The organism is Epilithonimonas mollis (genome assembly GCF_900142325.1).
Classification (GTDB): domain Bacteria; phylum Bacteroidota; class Bacteroidia; order Flavobacteriales; family Weeksellaceae; genus Epilithonimonas; species Epilithonimonas mollis.
Genome location: NZ_FRAM01000001.1, coordinates 1,427,017 through 1,445,200, shown reverse-complemented (window position 1 = coordinate 1,445,200; position 18,184 = coordinate 1,427,017). Strand labels below are relative to the sequence as shown.

Genomic DNA, 18,184 nt, shown 5'->3' with positions numbered 1-18,184 from the left:
ATTTTCTTTTACAGTTTGTCCAGATCTCAGGATATCTACAGGCCAACTGACACGGCTAATTATATTTATAAAAAAGACTTAATCAGCAAACTTCAGGAAGATAAAAAAGCTTTTGTTCAGTCTGCAAGGTTACAACCTTCTGACAAAAGGAAGATTTATAACAATCTTTATAACAGTATATTTGACAGTCTGATAAGGGATGTTAATAACAATGAGATCTATATTTATCCAAAACTGGAAGACTACATCAGAAGTATTGTTTCTGAATTTTCGTCCTATGGAGATAATGCTAAACGGTTGAAAATATTGATTTCACGGGATGAGACAAAGAATGCCTATATGACGATGAACGGCATGTTGATTTTTAATCAGAATTTTTTGACAATTCTGGAAAACGAGAATCAGCTAGCTGCCGTTTTAGCTCATGAACTTGGTCATAATGTTTTAGCTCATTCTAAAAATAAAGTGGATAAATATGTTCAGATTTCTACAGATGATGAGTTGATTTCCGAGGCTAAACAAATCAAAAAACATAAATTCAATAAAAATAAGGAGGCAGAATCTCTTCTTAAAAGTCTGGTTTATGACAATCAGAAAAAGAACAGAGAAGATGAGATTGAAGCAGATAAAAAGTCTCTGGAAATCATAAAACAAACTAAATATTCCACCAGCGAAATATTAAGGCTTCTGAAAATACTGGAAACGTCTGATATAGAAAAAGATAGCCTGACGACGGAAGATTTCCATAAAATTCTTTCTCTGGAATCTGCTGATGCCAGGCTATTTTCCGGAGATAACCTTTCTGAATACACCAGCATCGATGAGAATTTTTTTAAATGGAATATCGATTCTCTAAAAACACATCCCTCTTGTGAGGAACGTATCAATATTGTTAAAAATCTGGAAGGCAACCAAAATCAGGTTTTTGAAAAAAATAATTTGATTTTTCAGGAGTTAAAGCAAGCGGCAGAACTCGAAAATATTCAAAACGCATATCTTCTGAAAAATTATGGAAGATCTCTTTATTTTTCGATGCTATATCTTAAAAAGCATCCCAATGACAGATTTGCAGCCAATATGCTGTCAGAAAATTTAAAACAGCTGAAAACTGCAAGAGAATCAAAAAACTACGGTAAATATATTATATTTCCAAATCCCAAAGAACATAGCAAAAGCGAGCAGCTTTTTTATACTTTTTTTGATAATATTTCTAATGCCTATCTTGATAAACTCGTTATCCAGGCTAAACAAAAAAACAAACCATGAAAAAACTATTAATGTTATTTCTGATCATCTTTATGACAGGCAGCCGTGTTTATGCGCAGACTTATGAAATCCTAGGGAATCTTGGGGGTGAGCTGGAAGAGTTCAAATCTCTCTATGACGGTGAAGAGCTTTTCGGATATCTGGAGCTACATAAGCTGGATAAAATCGATGCCAGACAAAACAAATACAAATACATCATTCTCGATAAAAATTTTAACAAAATATCAACAAATGAATTTGTAATTGCCCGCCAGGTTCCCAATCAAAGGCTTAGTCAGGCATTATTCAACAAAGGAAAAGTACTGTTGGGTTTTACAGAACTGGCTTCAGGAGGATTTTATAAAAATCAGCAGTATGTTTTGATCGACATCAAAACTGCCGAAGTGAAAAAGCCATTTACTTTGCAGAATTATCAGCTAATGAACACGGAAAACACAGTTCTTAAAGATAGCTTTGATAAATTCTATAATGAAGGTGGTCTGGCTTATAAAGCAAAAGACAAAGGTTTTCTTTTAGCAAACAGATCGATCAGCGGTTCTTATTCTTTTATGAAGAACGGTATTTTTATTGATCTGGACGGCAATCAAAAATGGATCTTGCCTACCAAAGTCGGAGAAACACCGGAACACTTTTATGAATATGACTTTCTTGCCAATGACGAAAAAAGTATCGCACTGAAGGCTAATTATTTCAAAAAGAAAAAATATCTCTCCAGCAAGCTGCTTATCCTTGATACGGAAAATGGTAAAGAATCCGCCTTTTCATCAATGGATGAATCCGGAAAGAAACTGGTCATAAACACAGTAAAATTCATAGGCGATGATCTGGTGAGCATTGGCGAGTATTATAGCGGAGATCAGACATCCGCGGCTTTTACGATGAATAAACTCGGGATTTTCAAAAAAAGCTATAAAAGGAACGGAGGTAACGTAGTCACCAACAGCTATGTTCCATTTACAGATCTGGCGACGTATGTTCCTATTGATGTCAATGGTAAAATAGCAAAGGAAGGATTTCTGGATTTTAAAGATTTCGAGATCAGACCAGACGGAACACACCTGGTTTTTGGAGAAACATTTAAGTCAGATTTTATGTCTGGTGGATACAAGTTTACAGAACTTTTTTACCTGATTTTGGATCAGAATTTCAAAGTTGTAAAAATGGCTTCTAATGAAGTTAATAAAAGTCTGTATCCAAAATACAGATATGGGCAGAGTATTCAGAATAATAATGGATATGCCTCTTTTTTCATAGATCCGGATCAGGAAAAAAAGCTTGTTCTGAATATTTTGGTTTATAATGATGCAACAAAATCTTTTAAGTTGGAAAAAATAGACCTGGAAAAGAAAGACTCCAACACCTGGTTCTTTGCTGCTAAAAATGGTTATGTCGGATTGATTGAATATTTTAAAAAAGATAAAAAGAATCCGGGCGGAAAACAAGCAGAGCTGCATCTTGAAAAAATCTATATAGAATAAGAAAAATCGCTTCAGCTGAGGCGATTTTTTATTTATACTTTTCTACATTTACAGTATGAAAAATCTCTCATTCTTATTCATCCTAATTTCTGTTTTCGGCTATTCACAAATCCAGACACCTTACGAAAAAGGTAATGGCAATCAAACCACGACTTTTGATGAGATGCGACAATTCTATCAGGAATTATCAAAACAATATCCATCAATCAGTTATGAAACAAAAGGTGAGGACGACAACGGCGCGCCCATCGATGTTGTGATTTTCAATCCTTCAGGAAAAAGTTTCGAAGAAGCCAGAAAAGGGAAATCGGTTTTGTTTGTGAACAATGGCATTCATCCGGGCGAACCGGACGGAATCGATGCGACGATGATGTTGATGCGGGATTTGGCAACCGGAAAAGTCAAAGTGCCTAAGAATATAATTTTCGCTGCGATTGCAAGTTACAACGTCAGCGGAATGTTGAACCGAGCCAGTTTTTCCCGAGCCAATCAAAATGGTCCGGAAGAATATGGTTTTCGTGGCAATGCTCGAAATTACGATTTGAATAGAGATTTTATCAAAACAGATTCAAAAAATTCCAGAAGTTTCCAGCAGATTTTCCAATGGCTGAAACCTGATGTTTTTATCGATAATCACGTCAGCAACGGCGCAGATTATCAGTACACTTTCACTTATATTTCAACGAATAAAGAACGTTTGGGAAATGTTCTCGGTAATTATTTCAATGACGAAATGCAGAAAACGCTTCTTAAAAATATGGAGAAAAAAGGTGTGATTTCTGTGCCTTATGTCAATATTCACGGCGATGTTCCGGATGGCGGTTTTCCTGCTTTTATGGACTCTCCGAGATATGCGACGGGTTACACGACGTTGTTCAATGCCATTGGAACTGTTGTGGAAACGCATATGCTGAAACCGTACAAAGACCGTGTGAAAGTGACTTATGATTATATGGTTGATAATCTGAATTATATCGATGACAATTACAAAACCATTCAGCAAAAAAGATCCGAAAATCTGAAACAATACAAAGTTGGAAATCAATATGCTTTGGCTTGGAAACTCGATTCTACGAAATATGAAAACATCGATTTCAAAGGTTTTGAAGCGAAATATAAACCGAGCGATGTTTCCGGAAAAACCAGACTTTGGTACGACAGAAACGCCAAATTTTCAAAATCTGTCAAGTTTTACAACACTTATGTTCCTGCAAAAGAAATCACGATTCCGAAATATTACGTCATTCCACAATCCGAATGGAAAATCATCGATTTGCTGAAACTCAACCAAATCAAAATGACCCAAATCAAACAGGATTCTGCGATTACAGTGGAGCAATACCGAATCAAAGATTTCAAAACCGTTCCCAATCCTTACGAAGGTCATTATCTGCATTACGACACATTTGTGACCAAAGAATCTGGGAAAATCAAATTCAGAAAAGGAGATTTTTTAGTTCCACTTAATCAGGACGGTGTGAAATTTCTGTTGGAAACATTAGAGCCAGAAGCCGTAGATTCTTATTTCAATTGGAATTTCTTTGATGCGATTCTCGGTCAGAAAGAATATTATTCGCCTTACGTTTTCGAAGATACAGCAAGTAAACTTTTGAAAGAAAACAAAGTTCTTAAAACTGCTTTCGAAATGGAAAAAGCCAATAATCCAAAATTGGCTGAAGATGGACAAGCGCAACTGGATTGGGTTTACAAACATTCAGACTATTACGAAAAAACGCATCGTCTTTATCCTGTTTTTAGGATTAATTAAAATAAATTTCTCGCAGATTGGGCAAATTTTGCAGATTCTTTTTTTTCAATGTAAATCTGCTGAATCTGCCCAATCTGCGAGCAACAAAATCTATTTCTTAGGAACCTCAAGCACTTTCAGCAAAGCTTTTTTTGGATTTCCGTTTCTGTCCCAAAGCAAAGGGTAATTGGTTCTTCCGGGGATTGGATAATCGTTTTTCCAAGACATTTCGTCCTTCATTCCCCAGGTTGTAACACGGTCCAGTTTATCTCTTTTCTTATAGAAAATCTGATACAATTCTGCATATCGGTCAGCCAGTTTTTCATCGATTTCTTTGGGAAGTCCATTATGGTAAGGGTCAAGAAAAGTTTTGAATTCCTCATTCTGAAACTGTTTTTGCATAAAAGCCTGACCGATGATTTGACCTTCCTTCGTCACTGGCAAAACGTCCACATCGATTTCAGTAATCATCACTTTGATGCCGCAAGCTGCATAAGCATCAATCGCATCTTCAATGTATTGATTTTTAGGGTAATCCAATCCCCAATGACCCTGGATGCCGATGCCGTCAATTCTGATTCCCGCCGCTTGCAACATTTTGACCATTCGGACAATGCCTTTCACTTTTTCCGGTCGCCACGCGTTGAAATCATTATAATACAATTCTGTGTTCGGGGAATATTTTGCGGCGTATTGGAAAGCCAGTCGCATCAGCTCGTCGCCATCACCAATACCTTTTACCCATCCTTCGTTACGGTAGCTGCCGTCATCATCAATCACTTCATTCACAACATCCCAGGCCTGTATTTTTCCTGCATATCTTCCCGCAACCAGTTTGATGTGGTCGTGCAGACGCTCTTTGATTTGTTCTTTGGTTTTTGGAGTGCCGTCTTCATTTTTGAAGAACCAATCCGGCGTTTGATTTTTCCAGACCAAAGTATGCCCGACGATAAACATCTTGTTTTTCCTTCCAAATTCCACAAAAGCATCTGCCTGTGAAAAATCGAATTTCCCGGGAAGCGGATTCACAACTTCGGCTTTCATACAGTTTTCCGGCGTGATGGAGTTGAAATGTTGCAGTACAATATCCTGTTGTTTTTTATCTTTCCCCGTCACAATGTCGTTATTAACAGCCGTTCCGATTTTGAAAGCATTGGAATAAGCCTCTTTAAATTTCACTTGCTGCGAAAAACTAATGGATGAAATTAAAACACTAAATAAGATAAGGTACTGTTTCATAAGCTCAAAAATTGATTCAACTAAATATAGAAAAATAAAATAAAGGTGAAATTGACATTTACTTTAATCGGTTAAGTCAATAATCTTGCTTAAAATCAACCTCTTGAAGTTATTTTGAATTAATTATTTGAAGATTTAAGTTTTCCCCAAAATTATTATGCAGAGGCAAAATAATTTTGAGTTGAGGTTAGATAAAGTTGAGTTTGAATTAACTTCAATCGCTTAATTTTATGTTAAGTCTTAATAATAAAGGATTTTATTTGGGCAGCTATTTCCGCCTGTAGCTTATCCTGAGCTTGTCGAAGGGCTCGCAATGACGATTTCCGCTCAAGTCGGGCTGCGGTTCAACACAAAACAACAGTCGATATTAAAACACAATATTGTCATTCCATAGGAATCTAATTATTTTTACCATAAGTATTCTAAGTTTATAAACTTTCTGAATCTTTCGTGATTTCCATACCGATTCCTTTACCTACAATTATTAATAGATATTTATTCTGTGCCTTATCCTCATAAAATATATTTAGCTCAAAATCGCATTCATTGATATTCTTTATTCCCCTTGTTTTAAAAGGTAATTCAATATTTTTACTTTTATCCAATTCCACGGGAAAGGTTTGATTAAGGCTTAATATATCTTCGGATTTTAATAGACAGTTTAGAATTTTAGTTGTCTCTCCTTTATTATGTATTTTAATAGTTAAATTACCATCGGTTCCATTTAAAGTACTTCCGTGTAAATATAAGTTTGGCCTTATTGAAACTTTAAATTTTTTTTCATTGAGTTTATTTTGGGTTTGTAATTCCTCAAAGATATTAGTTAGCTTGTTTATTTGATCTTGTTTTTGTTTGTCTTTAAAGAATAAAAATAGAAAAGTTCCAAAGGTTGCTAAAGAGCCAATTGCAGTTATTAATTCAAATAATAATTTCCAGTTGATTTCGAACATATTATATTTTTGTTTGGTTATTACTCAAATCTACAAAATTTCCTTGCACAACCAACCTTCCCTGCCTTTCCACTTGCCATTAACCAAAAACTTCCTATTTTTGGTAAAATTATTATCAACAAACCTTTTAGGTTGAATCATACTCCTATGAAAAAACTAAAAATATCTTTTTTCTTCGCTCTTTTTTCTTTCATCTTGTCGGCTCAGCAAACACCTTATTGTCAGCAATACGCCAAATATAAAATGGATATTGATGTGGATGCTGCGAACTTCACATACCAGGGAAAACAGACTTTGGATTATAGAAACAATTCGCCGGACGAGCTGAAAGTCGCTTATTTCCATTTGTATTGGAACGCTTTCAAACCAGGTTCTATGATGGACCAGCGTGTGCAGTCTCAGGGTGTGAATGCGGACGGAAGATTGGCGAAAAGAGTAGGAAATAACGTGATTTCAAGATTGTCGGAGATTCCGAAAGAGGAAGAAGGCGCACAAAATATCCGTTGGATCAAACAGAACGGAAAAGATTTGAAGTTCGAGATTCAAGGGACGATTATGAAAGTTTATTTGGCAGAAGTGATTAAACCAAATTCTTCCACAACTTTCACAATGGAATGGGACGCCAATATCCCGATGCAAATCCGTAGAGCAGGAAGAAACAACCGCGAAGGGGTCGATATGACCATCACGCAGTGGTATCCGAAAATCGCTGAGTATGACTATGACGGCTGGGCAGCATTTGATTATGTAGGAAGAGAATTTCACGCCCCGTTTTCGGATTACGAAGTGAACATCAAAATCGATAAAGACTATGTCATCGGAGCCGGAGGAAATCTTGAAAACCCAACGGAAGTGAAAGGTTATGACAGCAATGCTTCCATTAAACCTGATATTGCTAACAAAGTGACCTGGAAATGGACCGCGCAAAATATCCTGGATTTTGCCTGGGCTGCAGACAGGGATTATTCCGTGGAAAGCTTCCCGATTTTGGATGGGCCAAAAGTGTATTTGGTCTATCAGAAATCTGAAAAGACAAAATATTGGTCAGAAATGAAACCCTACATCACGAAATATTACCAATTGATGAATGCCACTTTCGGTCGTTACAAATGGCCGAGCTATTCCTTCATCCAAGGTGGTGATGGCGGAATGGAATATGGAATGTGTACAATGATTCTGGGCGAGGCGACATCTGTGGAAGGCCTTTCCGGCCTGATGTTCCACGAAGGGGCGCACTCCTGGTTTCAGCAGATGCTGGCAACCAACGAAAGTGTAAGACCCTGGATGGATGAGGGTTTCACACAGTATGCGGAAGATTATGTGTCTTACAGATTGTTCCCGCCAAAAGAATCTCAGCCCAATCCATTTGTTGGTGCATTGAAAGCTTATGCTAATTTCGCCAAATCCGGAAAAGAAGAACCTGCAGTTTGGCTGGGCGACCATCACGATAATGGAACAGCTTACACTTATGCAAGTTACATCAAAGGCGAAACGTTTTTGGTAGAGCTTGGTTACATTGTAGAAGAAGAAAATCTCAACAAAATTATGCTGAAATATTACGATGAATGGGCGATGAAACATCCTACAGAAAGAGATTTCATTCACATCGCTCAATTAGTTTCGGGAATGGATTTGAAATGGTTCCAGCATTACTGGATTAATACCACAAAAACAATAGATTACGGAATAAAGAATGTGAAGTATGATCCACAATCTACAACAATAACTTTGGTGAATAAAGGTGGCATTCCGATGCCCATCGATTTTAGTATTTTAACTAGGGACAAGAAAGTCATCAATTATAATATTCCGTTGAACCTGACCAGAACCTGGAAAACGAAGGACATTTACGGTAATATCCAGACTTTGCCTTTCTGGGCCTGGACGCAACAGGAGTACAGCTTTACGATTCCTTACACTAAAGCACAATTGTCTGCAATGGGAATTGATTTCAGCCAAAGATTGGCGGACGTGAATCCCGACGATAATTATCTGGAGGTAAAGTAAGATTAAGACAAAAGATGAAGAGGATAAATCTGAAACGAGATAAAAACACTCATCGTTGAGTAAAAAATACTGGTCGTTGAGTAAAAAGACTCATCGTGGAATCAAAAATACTGGTCGTTGAATAAAAAGACTCATCGTTGAGTAAAAAAGACTCATCGTCGAATCAAAAAGACTAGTCGTTGAATAAAAAGACTCATCGTTGAGTAAAAAAGACTGGTCGTTAAGTAAAAAGACTCATCGTGGAATCAAACAGACTCATCGTTGAGTAAAAAGACTCGACCATAAATATCAGTCAGGCGTACTCAAACCATTTTAAAACTTCCGACTTCCAGCTTCGGACTTCGGACAAAAGTATAATTAATGAATTCTATCGTAATCAATATAGGCAACACCAATATCCGTTTCGGATTGTTTGATGAAGACAACTGCGACATCTCCTGGGTCATCAATACCAAACCATACAAAACGACTGACGAATTGTTTGTTCAAATTCTGATGCTTTACCAGACCTATAAGATCGAAGTTGAGAATATTGACAAAGTCATTATTGGTTCTGTAGTTCCACAATTGACAAAAGTGGTGGCGAGCGCCATTAAGAAAATTCATAGTAAAATCCCTGTGATTGTGGATAGGAATACAGCGTCCGGCGTTATTCCCAAATCGAAACAAATGGGAACGGATATTTATGCCAATCTTGTGGCCGCACACAATCTTTACCCAAAGCAAAAGAAAATCATTCTGGATTTTGGAACAGCACTCACGGCAAGTTGTTTAGCGGAAAATGGTGAAACTCTTGGTGTTATCATTGCGCCGGGAATTGTGACTTCATTGAATAGTTTGATCCAGGGAACTGCGCAATTACCGGAAATCGAACTGGTAAAGCCAAAATCCGTTCTGGGGCTAGACACCATCAGCTGTATGCAAAGCGGAATGGTCTACGGTTTCCTCGGAATGGTGGAAGGTTTTATCGACCGGATTAATGATGAGGTTCATGAGGATTGCTTTGTGATCGCAACAGGTGGGGTGAGCCATGTTTATAAACCTCTGACCAACAAAATCAATATCGCAGACCGGCTCCATACTTTGAAGGGCCTGTATTTTCTGGGTAAGGATTTATAATTATCTTTTATTCCTGAAAAATACTTTCACAATTTCCGAACATTCATTTTCCATAATTCCGGTTACAACTTCAGTTTTTGGATGAAGTGATAAACCTTTGTTAATGAATCCTCTTTGCTCATCTCTTGCGCCAATCACGACTTTCGAAATTTGTGACCAGGCTAAAGCTCCGGAACACATCACGCAGGGCTCCAGTGTTACATACAAAGTACAGTTCAACAGATACTTCCCGCCAAGAAAATTAGCTGCTGACGTTATGGCTTGCATTTCTGCATGAGCCGTAACATCGTTCAGAGTTTCGGTAAGGTTGTGGGATTTGGCGATGACTCTGTTATTAGCAACTATGACGCAGCCAATTGGAACTTCGTCCTGCTCAAGTGCTTTTTCGGCTTCCTGCAAAGCCATTTTCATAAAATATTCGTCGGTGAACATAGTTGTTAGATAGGGCAATTCTCAGATTTTGTCATATCTGCAATGCTGGTGTCCAAAATAGGCAACATATTATCACGGACATTTATCAGGAGTTTTCTGATGCTGCAAGTAGCTTCATCAGTACAGTCAGCACATTTTTCATAGAAATTAAGAGAAGCACAGGGAAGCATTGCAACTGGCCCATCTACAATTCTGATGATATCCAGTACCTTTATATCCGCAGGACTTTTCATGAAAGTGTAACCTCCTTCAGCACCTCTTTCACTTTTGAGAATTTTATTTTGCTTAAGTTCTCTCAGGATCTGTTCGAGGAATTTGAGAGGAATACGTTCGTTTTCCGATATTTTTTTGGCAGAAAACAAAGAGGAATTGTCTCTCCTGTTTAGAAACAATAATGTTTTGATGGCGTATTTGACTCTTTTTGAAAGCATTGGTTGATCTTACGAATGTAAAAATAATCAAAAAATTATATTTCGGAAATAATATTGATACTCAATAAAAAAACCGCTCTTACTGAAGAGCGGTTTTTTTATGATAGATTTATTCTAATTATGGAAATGTAACGCCAGAATAAGAATTCGGGCTGATCATAGGAAGATTGGATTTGTACTTCATATTAATAGCCTTCAAAAACTCGTTTGCGATGATTGCATAACCTCTTCCTGTTGGGTGAACACCATCAAGTGAGAATGCACCTCCGGTCACGAATTTAGAATTATATTTCACACCATCCCATTGGATACCGGACATGGAATTCAGCTCGATCATTTTGGCTTTTGCATCGACTAATGCTAAGCCATATTGTGATGCCAGACCAGAGATAGCTGTATTATAAGCATCAGTGGCAGCGGCCACTAAGCCTGCTTCTGTTTTAGTAAGGACATATTGGTTTTCCAAAGGATAGGAAACGCCATTTACGTTGATGGAAACAGGTGCGTTAGGATTTGTAGTTGCAATTACAGAACTTGCAGTCAGTAATATAAAATCCTCAGCAGTTGCCTGTCTTGCCTGGCCATATATTTGTCCAAATGCGGTAGCAGTCGGAGCACCTAGTGATGGTGTCAGCGCTGCAGTAAGCTGAGCAGAAAGGTTAGGGAGTGAAGTGTCTTTTATCAATACAGGGTTAGCCGATGTAGATGATAACAGGTTAATTCTGTTTCCGGCACCGAATGCTGTTAAGGCTTGTTTTAAAGGTGCGTATAAACTTGCATTAAGTGTTGCAAGGTTAGCACCAAGAGCAGCAGGAGTTAAAGGATTATAAGGAACTGTAGTAAAGTAAGGAACTGAGGAAACGTAAGGGATATTTGATATTACACCTTTTGTCGTTCCGGCAGCTTTGAATGCGTCCAGAATATTCTTGATTGCACCAGCAACTACGTTAGGGTCAGAGATATCATTAGATCCATAAGTCGCAGGATTAAGATTGCCTTTTTGGTCAACGCCAATACCACCGCTGGAAGCATAGCTCAAAACATCATTCGCTCCAATCCACAGAGAGAAAAATGTCGGCTTTTGGGCTACTGCATCCCCTATAACGCTTGCAGAAGCAGAGGATGCAAATCTCACGAAATATGGATTGGCCATACCGGCCTGCAACCCGGCAGCATTACCATAGCCTGTGGCAAGTAAATGAAAGGATTTTGCTCCCGGTACGCCCATGTTTTGGTAAGGGCCACCAGAAGTTACATTGTCCAGAGCTGCAGCTGGTGCAGAATATTGTGGAGAAAGTGCACCATTAACTACTTTTAGCATTAGCTTTCCAGGGTAAAGAACTGCTCCGCTTTGAGATAAAAGATTGGAAAAACCACCAGTATCATTTGGCATCATTGGTTGTTTGAACTCTCCGCCTCCGGCTAGCATCATTTGCTTTGCAAGCATACTTGGATAGGATTCATTCTGTCCATCGCTATATAATGTTCCATCTCTATATCCTGATGTTAATGAGTTTCCTAATGCAACATATTTAGAGAAGTTGGCTTCTCCGGATGTCACAACGACATCTTCTGTGCTGTTTTCAAAATCGCTCTGGCAACTCGCTGTAAATAAAAGCGTTGCAGCTAATGTTGATATATATAATTTTTTCATAATAGATTCAATTTTTAAAATGCGTTATATGACAATCCTAGACCAAAATAAAATACATTCGCTTTTGCCTGTCCTGCAAAATTGTAATAAGCATTATTAAAAGTTCTGCTTTTTGGCATAGCATAAGCTCCTGAAACATCCACGCCAAAATTGTTGAACTTCAATCCTACACCTCCTGTAATAACATAATTGTCAAAAGACGGTGTTTCTGGGATGAAATCTTTGTCAGCATAAGGTGATTGATCATAATACCAGCCTAATCTTCCTGCAATCATATCTGTGAAAGCGTATTGTGTTCCTACACGTACACTGGATGTGTTTTTGAAGTTTTTCGGTGTTACAGAAACTTGTGGGTTTGACGGATTCGTAGCTGCTGCTGCAGGCGCATTATCAAAAGTCAGAGTCAGCTTGCTGTATCTTTCCCATCCGTGATAATTGTAATCTGCGGAGATTAACCATTTTGGAGTAACCTTATAGGTTAGCCCCACTGTATATTCATCAACAAGAGGTAAAGTAGCTTTAAAATTATCTACTCCCCCGGTACTAGCTAAGTTTAGACTTGAGTATAGAGAGGTTGGAACCATAAATGTGGCTTTTCCTTTTTTAGCTTTCATATCTACAGGAGAACGGTAAGCAATACTTACATCCCATTTGTTATCTGGCTGAAAATAGAAACCAAATCCGAATCCCTGGCCGGTAGCTTTATCATCTAATAAATTGAGTTGTCCGTTATAGGCTGTCAGGGCTTTTGTCCAATCTACTTTCCCGGTTGCATAGATATAACTTGCTCCGAATGATGCCCAAGGTGCCAGCTTCACAGAAACCATTGGCTGCCAGAAGAAACTTTTTAATTCCAGCTTCTGGACCATTTCTTTTCCTTCCCAGTTGTTTGGCCATTCTATTGTACTTCCAAAAGGAGTAGAAAGGCTAAAGCCTACGGAAAGATTATCAAATAACTTATACGCTATTGCAGCATAGATAGGTGTTCCCAGTGGATTATCTGTTTCGGTTTGTTGTAGTGTAGTGGGGTTTTGATATGTAATCTTGTTGGATATTCCAAAACCACCCGCTACTACACTAAGCTTTGAAGGAATGAAAGAGATACCAGCCGGATTGAAAAATGCCACACTGGCATCCTCTGCGTGAGCACTGGTATGAGCCATCGCCAGCTGTTTAACACCTTGTAGAGATACTCGGAAACCTCCTGCGTAGGTCATTACTCCCGCTGAAAGTGTCATTGATATTAAAATTCGTTTCATATAATTATTATTAATGTTCCAAATTTATAATTATTTCAATAACAATTATAAAAATTATTAAAAAAAGTTAAACATTGCTATTCTAAGAATAATTGTTTAATTGTGATAATGACTTAATTTATTGTTTTATAGTTAGTTATAAATAATTTATAGTTGCTTTTTAAATTAGTTTAATTTTAAACAATATAATGTAAACCATAATAAATACTTATTTTTAATTTTGGGTATTAATTAATGAATTTTAGATTTTATTGATTAATCATCAATATTAATCAGATATTAACTTAAAGTTAATAAAAAAATATTTTTAAAAAAGATATTCATTAAGCTTAAATAAAAATTATATTAACTTTGCAATTCGACATAAAAAAATTATATATGAGTTGTGGATGCAAAACATCCGGCGATTCTTCCCATTCCTGCGGTACGAAAAGTGCCAACGGATGTAGTAGTGTAGATACCTGTGGTAATAGTTATAAATTAAGTGTTTTTGACTGGCTTTCGGATGTTAATCCGTCTGGTTCCAAAAGTTCAGAATATGTAGAAGTCCGTTTCAAAAACGACCGTAAATTATATTATAAGAACGTTAACAACCTACCGTTGCACATAGGTAGCATCATTGCTGTAGAATCTAGTCCGGGTCATGATATCGGCGTAGTTAGTCTTGCCGGAGAACTGGTGAAAATCCAGATGAAAAAGAAAAACGTCTCTGAAGAACAGATATCAAAAGTTTACAGGCTTGCCAATCAAAAGGATATAGAAACCTGGCAGGAACTTAGAAAAAAAGAAATCAATATCAAGGTCGATGCGCGTAAAATTGCATATGGGCTCAAGCTGGAAATGAAGATTACTGATGTGGAATATCAGGGAGACGGATCCAAGATCACGTTTTATTATACCGCAGACAGCAGGATAGATTTCCGACAGCTGATTAAGGATTATGCAGGTGCTTTCCGTACAAAGATTGATATGAAGCAAATCGGATTCCGTCAGGAATCTGCAAAAGTCGGCGGTATCGGGTCTTGTGGAAGAGAGCTGTGTTGCTCCACTTGGCTCACAGATTTCCGTTCCGTGAATACGAATGCAGCCAGATACCAGCAGTTGAGCATCAACCCTCAGAAACTGGCCGGGCAATGTGGCAAACTGAAGTGCTGTCTCAACTATGAACTGGATAGTTATCTTGATGTTTTAAGGGATTTTCCATCTTCCAGCACAGTTCTTCACACGGAAAAAGGAAAAGCCTTCTGCATAAAAATCGATGTTTTCAAAAAGAAAATGTGGTTTGCCTATGTTGAGAATTCCATGGCTTGGTATGATCTGGATATCTTCGAGGTAAAGAAACTTATTTCTCTGAATAAGAAAGGTGAAAAAGCACCAGCTCTTGAAGAACTGAAAGTGGTTGAAAATAAACTGGTGACTTCTGATTTGATTCAGGAAAACAGCGTTGACCGCTTCGAGAAAAAGAACAGAAGACCAAAGTCTAACAATGACAGAAACAGGGAAAGAGGTCCAAGACAAAAAGAAGACAGAAGCCAGACTGACAACAGGAACAATACCAGGCCTCAAAATACCAGGCCTTCAAAACAGAAGGACGACAAACCCCGTTCTAATGAACAGAAGCCTGCTCAGAATAGCAAACAGTCTCCTAAAAATACAGCTTTAGAAAGCGCAGGTACAAACCAGTCACCGGAAAATAAAAACAATAAAAAACCGTTCAAGAAAACGAAAAAGAAAATGCCGCCTAAAAATGAAGGTAATGCTTAGAATAATCTCTGTTTTCATCCTTTTATTATCATTATCCTCATGCAGGAATGCCGATGAAACCGTTTTGGTGAAAGATCTGCAAAGCAAATGGGATAAAAAAAATGATCAGGATTTTGATTTTAAAATCAATGATTTTCAGAATCAGAAAAATATTATTTTTATTGTCAGAAATAATAATGATTATCCGTACAGCAACATTCGTCTGATAGCCAGCATATCGCAAAATAAAAAATTAATTTCGACAGATACGCTAAACTATGTTTTGGCAAAACCCAACGGCGAGTGGCTGGGAACGGGCTTTGGAGAAACGAAGGAGATATTATTTCAGTATAAGCTTAATTACAAGTTCCCGCAGAATGGTAATTATTCTCTCAAAGTTAGTCAGGCGATGAGACGTAATGTATTGCCGGGAATAGAAGATATAGGAATTAAAATTCAAAATGTAAAGCCTTAAATCATCAATGGAAAATAAAAAACCTGAAAATAAAACCTTTCCACTTCCTCAGAAGAAAAAACCTAATTCAAAAATCAAAAAATGGATTAAGATAGTTTGGGTTGGTTTTTTGGCTGTAGTTCTGGGTATTTCTGCCCTGTTTTTTGCAGTTTCTCAAGGCTTTTTGGGAGATATGCCGGATGTAAAAGAGTTTGAGAATCCGGATATTTTTGTAGCCTCGGAGATTTACTCTTCGGACAACGTGCTTCTGGGTAAATTTGAAAAAGAAAAAACCAAACCTGTAAAATACAGCCAGTTGCCGCCGTATCTGGTCTATGCGTTGCAAGCCAAGGAAGATGAACGTTTTAAGGAGCACTCTGGTGTAGACCTTCAGTCTGTAGCTAGAGCGATAGTATATGGAGGAAGAAGAGGAGGCGGTTCTACCATTACGCAGCAGCTTGCCAAATTATTATTTACAGGTCAGGCGTCTCAGAACAAAATTCAAAGAGCATTTCAAAAGCTTAAGGAATGGAGCGTAGCGGTAAGCCTTGAGAAACGATATACAAAAGAGGAAATCATTACATTGTATTTCAATAAGTTTGATTTCCTATTCAATGCCAAAGGTGTGGAAATGGCTTCCAGAGTTTATTTCAATAAATCTACCAACCAATTGACATTGCCAGAAGCGGCAACTTTTGTAGCAATGCTGGAGAATCCAAGAAGAAATAATCCATACCGTTATCCGGAAAAAGCTAAATTGAGAAGAGATGTTGTATTGAAGCAGATGCTCGATACAGGCTATATCGATAATTCAACTTATGATAAAGCTGTTGCGACACCTGTGGCCGTTGATTATCATGAGGTGAAAACTGTAGAAGAAGGGTATTCCGCTTATTATAAATTCTATCTAAGAAAAGAAATTCAACAATATCTGGATGCTTATGAAAAGGAAACTGGAAAAGAACTGAACCTTTATAAAAACGGTCTGAAAATCTATGTGACTTTGGATTCCAGAATGCAGAAATATGCTGAAGAAGCTATTAAGGAGCATCTGACCAACCTTCAGAGGAATTTTGATAGCGAGATGAAACGCAATCCGAATCGCCCTTATTATAATCTTTCAAAATCCCAGATCAATACCTTAATGATGTCAGCCGTAAAAAGAACAGGACGTTATAAGCAGCTGCAAGCGGAAGGAATGCCGGAAGATTCTATCCTGATGGAATTCCACGAGCCGGTAAAAACCACAAGATTCACTTGGCAAGGGGAGGAAGAGGTGGAGATGTCACCGTGGGATTCTATACGCTACCACAAGCAGATTGCACAAGCCGGACTAATGTCAATGGAACCTGCAACCGGCGATATCAAAGCCTGGGTTGGGGGTATCAACTGGCAGCATTTCCAGTACGACCACGTAAAGCAGGGAAAACGCCAGGTAGGTTCTACCTTCAAGCCATTCGTATATGCAACTGCAATTATGCATCTGGGGATGACGCCTTGTACTACAGTTTCCAATGCCACATTTGTCAATGGCAACTACAGAGTTCCTGGAAGAGGTGGAATGCTGACATTAAAACAAGCATTAGCACACTCACAAAACCCTGTAGCATTGCGCCTTGCGGAAAAAGCAGGAACTAAAAATGTAATCCAGCTGGCAAGAGATTTGGGCGTTACAGATCCAATAGATACTTATTTGCCCATGGCATTAGGGACTTCCGATATCACAATCTATGAAATGCTTGGTGCATACAGTACATTTGCCAACTTCGGGAATTATACCAAACCGGAAATGATCTGGAGGATTGAAGATGCCAACGGACGGGTAATCAAAGAGGTAAAGCCTGTGGTGAAAGAAGTGATGAACGAAATGTATGCTTACACAATGATTGACCTGATGAAAGGTGTGACAGAATTCGGGACGGCTTCGGGCGAATTAAGAAGACAAGGCATCCCGGCAAGTGTCGAGATCGCAGGAAAAACCGGAACCACACAGAAAAATTCAGATGGTTGGTTTATGGGAATTGTTCCTAAACTGGCAACTGGCGTTTGGGTCGGCTGGGAAGACAGAGCAACCCACTTCTATAGCACTGGCGAAGGACAGGGTTCGAAAATGGGTCTTCCGATATGGGCAATATATATGAAAAAGGTTTTTGCAGACAAAGCTCTCAATATAAAACCTGAGGAAAAGTTCATTAAACCGACCAACTGGACAGGAAGCTGCTCAGACCTCACCAATCTCAGAGGAGGCTATGGTGATGATGGTGGTTTGCAGACCATTGATGAGCTCAAAAACCCCGTAAAAGAGGTACCGGACAAAACGGTTAAAAAAGAAGATCATTCTAATGAAGCTATTAATTCTACGGATGATATAGATTTTAATAAATAAAAATAGTCCCGTCTCGCCT

General features: G+C 38.1%; 14 protein-coding genes. 8 read left to right on the top strand and 6 right to left on the bottom strand.

Annotated features, from left to right (window positions below):
* Nucleotides 1-15: 15 nt before the first annotated feature.
* From BUA97_RS06510 to BUA97_RS06500, 3 genes are read left to right on the top strand one after another with little or no spacing between them, the layout of a single operon-like run.
* Nucleotides 16-1,266 carry a M48 family metallopeptidase gene (locus tag BUA97_RS06510; RefSeq protein ID WP_175546177.1) on the top strand — a complete coding sequence of 417 codons (1,251 nt, stop codon included), beginning with the start codon at nucleotides 16-18 and terminating at the stop codon, nucleotides 1,264-1,266.
* Nucleotides 1,263-2,744: a DUF6770 family protein gene (locus tag BUA97_RS06505; RefSeq protein ID WP_072996986.1), complete on the top strand. Its 1,482-nt coding sequence runs from the start codon at nucleotides 1,263-1,265 to the stop codon at nucleotides 2,742-2,744. The genes BUA97_RS06510 and BUA97_RS06505 overlap by 4 nt, the downstream gene beginning before the upstream one ends.
* 55 nt (nucleotides 2,745-2,799) lie before the next feature.
* Complete coding sequence (locus BUA97_RS06500; RefSeq protein WP_072996985.1) at nucleotides 2,800-4,512, top strand: M14 family zinc carboxypeptidase; 1,713 nt, start codon at nucleotides 2,800-2,802, stop codon at nucleotides 4,510-4,512.
* A gap of 90 nt (nucleotides 4,513-4,602) precedes the next feature.
* Here the strand turns inward: BUA97_RS06500 and BUA97_RS06495 are convergent, their stop codons facing one another.
* Nucleotides 4,603-5,730, bottom strand: coding sequence for an endo-1,4-beta-xylanase (locus tag BUA97_RS06495; RefSeq protein WP_072996984.1), 1,128 nt, complete (start codon nucleotides 5,728-5,730; stop codon nucleotides 4,603-4,605).
* A 428-nt stretch (nucleotides 5,731-6,158) separates the two neighbouring features.
* Entirely contained in the window at nucleotides 6,159-6,680 is a 522-nt protein-coding gene (locus BUA97_RS06490) for a hypothetical protein (RefSeq protein ID WP_072996983.1), read from the bottom strand.
* A gap of 147 nt (nucleotides 6,681-6,827) precedes the next feature.
* Between BUA97_RS06490 and BUA97_RS06485 the strand changes: the two genes are divergently transcribed.
* A complete protein-coding gene (locus tag BUA97_RS06485; protein WP_072996982.1) occupies nucleotides 6,828-8,687 on the top strand; it encodes a M1 family metallopeptidase in 1,860 nt (619 codons plus the stop codon).
* Nucleotides 8,688-9,047: 360 nt separating this feature from the next.
* Nucleotides 9,048-9,806 carry a type III pantothenate kinase gene (locus tag BUA97_RS06480; RefSeq protein ID WP_072996981.1) on the top strand — a complete coding sequence of 253 codons (759 nt, stop codon included), beginning with the start codon at nucleotides 9,048-9,050 and terminating at the stop codon, nucleotides 9,804-9,806.
* On the opposite strand, the gene BUA97_RS06475 is transcribed toward BUA97_RS06480, so the two are convergent.
* From BUA97_RS06475 to BUA97_RS06460, 4 genes are all read right to left on the bottom strand, one after another.
* Complete coding sequence (locus BUA97_RS06475) at nucleotides 9,807-10,238, bottom strand: nucleoside deaminase (protein WP_072996980.1); 432 nt, start codon at nucleotides 10,236-10,238, stop codon at nucleotides 9,807-9,809.
* Nucleotides 10,239-10,243: 5 nt separating this feature from the next.
* Nucleotides 10,244-10,669: an RrF2 family transcriptional regulator gene (locus tag BUA97_RS06470; RefSeq protein ID WP_072996979.1), complete on the bottom strand. Its 426-nt coding sequence runs from the start codon at nucleotides 10,667-10,669 to the stop codon at nucleotides 10,244-10,246.
* 118 nt (nucleotides 10,670-10,787) lie between these two features.
* On the bottom strand, nucleotides 10,788-12,323 hold the full coding sequence (locus BUA97_RS06465; RefSeq protein ID WP_072996978.1) for an SGNH/GDSL hydrolase family protein: 1,536 nt from the start codon (nucleotides 12,321-12,323) through the stop codon (nucleotides 10,788-10,790).
* A gap of 14 nt (nucleotides 12,324-12,337) precedes the next feature.
* A complete protein-coding gene (locus BUA97_RS06460; protein ID WP_072996977.1) occupies nucleotides 12,338-13,582 on the bottom strand; it encodes an OmpP1/FadL family transporter in 1,245 nt (414 codons plus the stop codon).
* 378 nt (nucleotides 13,583-13,960) lie between these two features.
* Here BUA97_RS06460 and ricT point away from each other — a divergent pair, with 378 nt between their 5' ends.
* Genes ricT through BUA97_RS06445 form a run of 3 tightly spaced genes read left to right on the top strand, consistent with a single transcriptional unit; the run spans nucleotide 13,961 to nucleotide 18,165 of the window.
* A complete protein-coding gene (ricT, locus tag BUA97_RS06455) occupies nucleotides 13,961-15,346 on the top strand; it encodes a PSP1 domain-containing protein (RefSeq protein ID WP_072996976.1) in 1,386 nt (461 codons plus the stop codon).
* Complete coding sequence (locus tag BUA97_RS06450; RefSeq protein ID WP_072997229.1) at nucleotides 15,339-15,800, top strand: gliding motility lipoprotein GldH; 462 nt, start codon at nucleotides 15,339-15,341, stop codon at nucleotides 15,798-15,800. The genes ricT and BUA97_RS06450 overlap by 8 nt, the downstream gene beginning before the upstream one ends.
* A gap of 7 nt (nucleotides 15,801-15,807) precedes the next feature.
* A complete protein-coding gene (locus BUA97_RS06445) occupies nucleotides 15,808-18,165 on the top strand; it encodes a transglycosylase domain-containing protein (RefSeq protein ID WP_072996975.1) in 2,358 nt (785 codons plus the stop codon).
* Nucleotides 18,166-18,184 lie beyond the last annotated feature (19 nt).

Coding starts and splice junctions, on each gene's coding strand:
- ricT (WP_072996976.1), top strand. CDS start 13,961: ATGAGTTGTGGATGCAAAACATCCGGCGATTCTTCCCATTCCTGCGGT.
- BUA97_RS06500 (WP_072996985.1), top strand. CDS start 2,800: ATGAAAAATCTCTCATTCTTATTCATCCTAATTTCTGTTTTCGGCTAT.
- BUA97_RS06490 (WP_072996983.1), bottom strand. CDS start 6,680: ATGTTCGAAATCAACTGGAAATTATTATTTGAATTAATAACTGCAATT.
- BUA97_RS06470 (WP_072996979.1), bottom strand. CDS start 10,669: ATGCTTTCAAAAAGAGTCAAATACGCCATCAAAACATTATTGTTTCTA.
- BUA97_RS06445 (WP_072996975.1), top strand. CDS start 15,808: ATGGAAAATAAAAAACCTGAAAATAAAACCTTTCCACTTCCTCAGAAG.
- BUA97_RS06460 (WP_072996977.1), bottom strand. CDS start 13,582: ATGAAACGAATTTTAATATCAATGACACTTTCAGCGGGAGTAATGACC.
- BUA97_RS06475 (WP_072996980.1), bottom strand. CDS start 10,238: ATGTTCACCGACGAATATTTTATGAAAATGGCTTTGCAGGAAGCCGAA.
- BUA97_RS06465 (WP_072996978.1), bottom strand. CDS start 12,323: ATGAAAAAATTATATATATCAACATTAGCTGCAACGCTTTTATTTACA.
- BUA97_RS06485 (WP_072996982.1), top strand. CDS start 6,828: ATGAAAAAACTAAAAATATCTTTTTTCTTCGCTCTTTTTTCTTTCATC.
- BUA97_RS06505 (WP_072996986.1), top strand. CDS start 1,263: ATGAAAAAACTATTAATGTTATTTCTGATCATCTTTATGACAGGCAGC.
- BUA97_RS06480 (WP_072996981.1), top strand. CDS start 9,048: ATGAATTCTATCGTAATCAATATAGGCAACACCAATATCCGTTTCGGA.
- BUA97_RS06495 (WP_072996984.1), bottom strand. CDS start 5,730: ATGAAACAGTACCTTATCTTATTTAGTGTTTTAATTTCATCCATTAGT.
- BUA97_RS06450 (WP_072997229.1), top strand. CDS start 15,339: ATGCTTAGAATAATCTCTGTTTTCATCCTTTTATTATCATTATCCTCA.